The organism is Bacteroidota bacterium (genome assembly GCA_030017895.1).
Classification (GTDB): Bacteria; Bacteroidota; Ignavibacteria; order UBA10030; family BY39; genus JASEGV01.
Genome location: JASEGV010000135.1, coordinates 1 through 3,964 on the forward strand (window position 1 = coordinate 1; position 3,964 = coordinate 3,964).

3 protein-coding genes are annotated in these 3,964 nt (G+C 40.2%); all 3 read right to left on the bottom strand.

Features of this window, described 5'->3' with window-relative positions:
- The coding region (locus QME58_14195; protein MDI6804964.1) for a cytochrome c peroxidase at positions 1 to 352 on the bottom strand (352 nt) is incomplete at its 3' end.
- A 58-nt stretch (positions 353 to 410) separates the two neighbouring features.
- Positions 411 to 2,699 (bottom strand): T9SS type A sorting domain-containing protein, encoded by a 2,289-nt coding sequence (locus QME58_14200; protein ID MDI6804965.1) that lies wholly within the window; start codon positions 2,697 to 2,699, stop codon positions 411 to 413.
- A 322-nt stretch (positions 2,700 to 3,021) separates the two neighbouring features.
- The gene (locus tag QME58_14205; protein MDI6804966.1) at positions 3,022 to 3,735 is read right to left on the bottom strand and encodes a Crp/Fnr family transcriptional regulator; all 714 of its coding nucleotides are present in this window, start codon (positions 3,733 to 3,735) and stop codon (positions 3,022 to 3,024) included.
- Between the last annotated feature and the right edge of the window lie 229 nt (positions 3,736 to 3,964).

Here is a 3,964-nt window from a genome sequence, read left to right on the forward strand (position 1 = left end):
GATTTTTCAAATGCAAATAAATATTTTCGTCAAAACTAATTTTTAGAGATGCCCTATACATAATTGGACTTTTGCCACCGTAGGCTGCGGTTGGTGGTTTTCGGTTTCCAAATCTCGTCGGGATAGCACCCGGATAGACCACCGTAGTGGCATTGACATCAGAGGTAGGACCTGTAAATCCAGTCTCGGGTGAATGGCAACTTGCACACGATTGACCTGTGGGTGTAGATAAATTTGCATCGAAGAAGATTGCCTTACCTAACATCTCTTTCGGTGTCAGGATTTGTGCCGATGCAGTTCCAGCGATCAATAATATCGCTACTGCAAAAATTAATATTTTAAATGTGTTCATGATAGTTACTCCTTTTAATATGGTTTATATGTTATTCCTCTTTATTTTATATGTTCCGTTACTTAATTAATATGCCTTTTGTAGTCGTAAGTATCGGTTCGTTTGATGTTTCTTTCGGAATAATCATTAACCTGAAGAAATAAATTCCACTCGACAGATTTTCGGTATTAATTAATTCAGAGTATTGACCTTCAGCTCTGAATGTATTTTTGGGAGCGAGGGCAATTCTACCAATGGCATCTACAACTTCGATTACTACATCACTTGGTTCAGATACGATATATGTAATTGTCGTGGTAGGATTGAATGGATTCGGATTAAGATTTACAATACCTGATTTGAATTCTTGTGAACCAACTGCAATTTTTGCGTTGCGGCTCGGCGTTCTAACAGTTGCTTCGTTACTGAATCCTGATTTATTTCCTGCTTTATCAAACGCTTGAACATAATAAGTATATGTTGTGGTTGCTTTTACACTTCCATCGGAATAAGTCGTTGTTGTTACAGTTGCTATCGGTGTTGTCCCTTTGTCTTTACGGAAAACATAATAACCAGCCACACCGACATTATCGGTAGATGGATTCCATGACAGATTCACGGTATTGAATTTAGGTGCTGTAGCTGTTAAGTTCGTTGGGGTACTTGGTGGTGTAGTATCAAAATCCGGAGCGCCCGACTTGAAAGTTGCCATCAGAACCGGTGCCGATTTACCTGTGCTATTCCAAGCATTAAATAGCCGAGTTCCCCAATCATTAGTGCTGTTTTCATCACGTAGAAACTCTATATAATCCTTCGATACTGTTTGGTAATATAAATTAACTTCATAATATGCGGTGTTTGCCGGTAATGTAAAAGGTGTTGAATCCCAATACTGTCCATCTGCATAGGTGTAGGCTACCGGCGGCGATTGGATTTCCTTGAATGCTGCATTCGTGAATCCACGCGGTGGGATTCTGTTGTCTTTTACAACTACATTGTTCAGCACAAAATGGAATGAAGATCCATCGGGTAAATTTGATAACCCTGTTGCGTTTGTAATTTCAGCAGTCATACCAAGTTTTACTTCATAGACTTTTGTGTTTGAAGTATTTAAGGTTGCAGTTGTATAATCATATTCACCAAACTGACCAATCAGATTGTTATTTATGTCGTATGCTTTAACTTTAATCCACAACCTCCGACCTTCAGGATAACCGGATGGGAGTTTATGTCCAGTTTCGTTAATTATTTTTACAGAGATATTCGGAATTGTACCGCTAACCTCCATAGTTGCAGCTTTTTGTAACATATAAGCAGCGCGTTGTTTTCCCGCTGCAAGTGCTGCGGAGTTTGTTTCACCGGGGAAGAAAATTGGAAGAATATCAGGCACCCAAGTGTTACCACCGGTCATATCGTGTAACGGGAGATCGGTGCGAACCGGCGAATCCGGCTTGTTGCTACCCTTACCTGTTACGTCACGCATATGGCAATCCTGGCATGTGGAAACATATTGTTTGTTGCCACCGAACTGAGGCGCATACACACCTTGAGGTGTGTTGTAGGCACTCCGCGACCACTCGCTGAACGTGCGCTCGACAGGAAATTGCGTGTACGGATCCATCGAGGGTGTCGGTGCATTTAGTGCATTGAGGACGTAGTAATAATTGCCGCTGGCGTCGGTTTTTTTCTCAAACGCCGGATTGCTCACATCGTGGCACGTACCACAAAGAGCTGCATCTCTGTGGAAAGGTGAGTAATACACCTGATGCCGTGCGACTGCATCAGTATAAGGTCCTCGCTTTGCATTGGAATTATCGGCGATGTACATTCCATTAGCCGACGTTGGTGGAATCGAAGAGAGCGTTGCAAGATACGCCTGATCGCGAGCATACGTACCAGTTGAGACGTACGCCGGATCGTTCGGGTACGGATTGACCCCAAGAGGAGCCGGCTTCACTAACTTATGACAGAAATCGCACTGTACTCCTTCACGATCATTACTGTTCAAGGCGCTTCCATCTGTTGGCACTGACCTACCTTCCAACCAACCGCCAGAGTGACAGCGGATGCAGAGGTCGCCTGAAAATGCTGCATCTTGATTTGCGATAGTCATACACGCATAGAAAAACGGGTCGCGTGCAGCCTGCGACATCATATTCCCTCGCCATGTAAAAGCTGGCTCTACTTTTAGATCATATCCTCCGTGGCAGTTATCGCATTTATCTGGTGTTTCGAGTTGGCCCGATTGTCCTGGCTGACTGCCCGCTAAGAAGAAATCGTCAAGCGTTGTTGAGACAAGCGCCGTATAGGCAAATGTTACGATGAAAACAACTAATGGAATGATGAAAAAATATATTACTTTTTTCATTGGACTTATTCCTTTCTTAAAAGATTCTATGTAAGAAATGTTTATTTCTCTAATAGAATATTTATTTTTATTAGATAATATCCAATGATGGCACTCAGAATAATTTTTGACTAAAGTCAGAATAAATTTGGGTGCAGATTGTGTAGTTATTAACTGTTGTTACGCTAAATTTGGATTTGCTATAATAGTCCCACGATTTCTACCTGACGGCAGGCGGGTATCTTGGGGGTTAGTGAACCAAATCAATATTGGGGCTTTAGCCCAAAAGTTATGGGGTTAAAACCTTCGTAGGTTTTTTTTATTGTTCCCCGAACATCAATTATTAATCCTTCATCAGTTCTTTTAACCCCGCAATGTTTAAAATATTTATCTCATGCCCTTTGACAGTTATTATACCTTTTCTTTCAAGTGAATGAAGAGTACGCGAGAGTGTTTCGGGCGAGGTGCCGACCATCTGAGCCATCTCGCCTCGAGATAATGGACATTTTATTACTGTTTGTGATTTACTTTTATCGGAAGACACTTGCAAAAGCGAAAAAAGTAAACGGACTGTTCTTTCTGTAACCGATTCATCAGTAATAGTTAAAATTTGTTCTTCAGATATTCTCAATTCTTTTGATAATTTAGAGAGAAATTTTAATGTTAATTCGGGCGATTTTTTAAGTATTGCAAAAATTTCCTCTTTCGATATTGTACAAATAGTTGTTGGCTCCACGGCTTCGGCAGTAACTGAATATGGTTCATTTGCGAATAAAGCTCGATATCCCATTACATCCAACGCACCTAAAAGTCGGATTGCCTGTGATTCACCATTTTTGCGGTGTTTATACAGTTTCACTCTACCAGAATGTATGCAGTACATAGCAAAAGCAGGATTGCCTTCATAAAAAATCACTTGACCACGTTGATATAAATGGGGAATTTTATTTTGATTCAACGCCTCGAGGTTCGATTTAGTTAAACAGTTAAAAAAACTATTCGAGCGATAGCCACACTTAGTGCAATCTATTTTTGAATTGAAAAATGTTTTGGACATTGTGTTGATGATTTTTGTTTATTAATTCTCAAGAAATTTAATAAGATAGAGTGAAGAAAGCAAAAAAAACACTTAACCACGAAGCACACCAAGAAGGCACAAAGGTCACAAAGTATTATTGATTAAGGTGGATGGATTATTGGAATAATGGATTAGGGGGACTTCCAAAAACTGTGTTTATGTTCATTTAATTCTTTGTTAATAGAATTTTAGTGTTCAATTGTCAGTT

What these genes read in the sequence shown, in the direction of transcription:
- QME58_14200 (MDI6804965.1), bottom strand. Translation starts at nt 2,699, where the DNA reads ATGAAAAAAGTAATATATTTTTTCATCATTCCATTAGTTGTTTTCATC.
- QME58_14205 (MDI6804966.1), bottom strand. Translation starts at nt 3,735, where the DNA reads ATGTCCAAAACATTTTTCAATTCAAAAATAGATTGCACTAAGTGTGGC.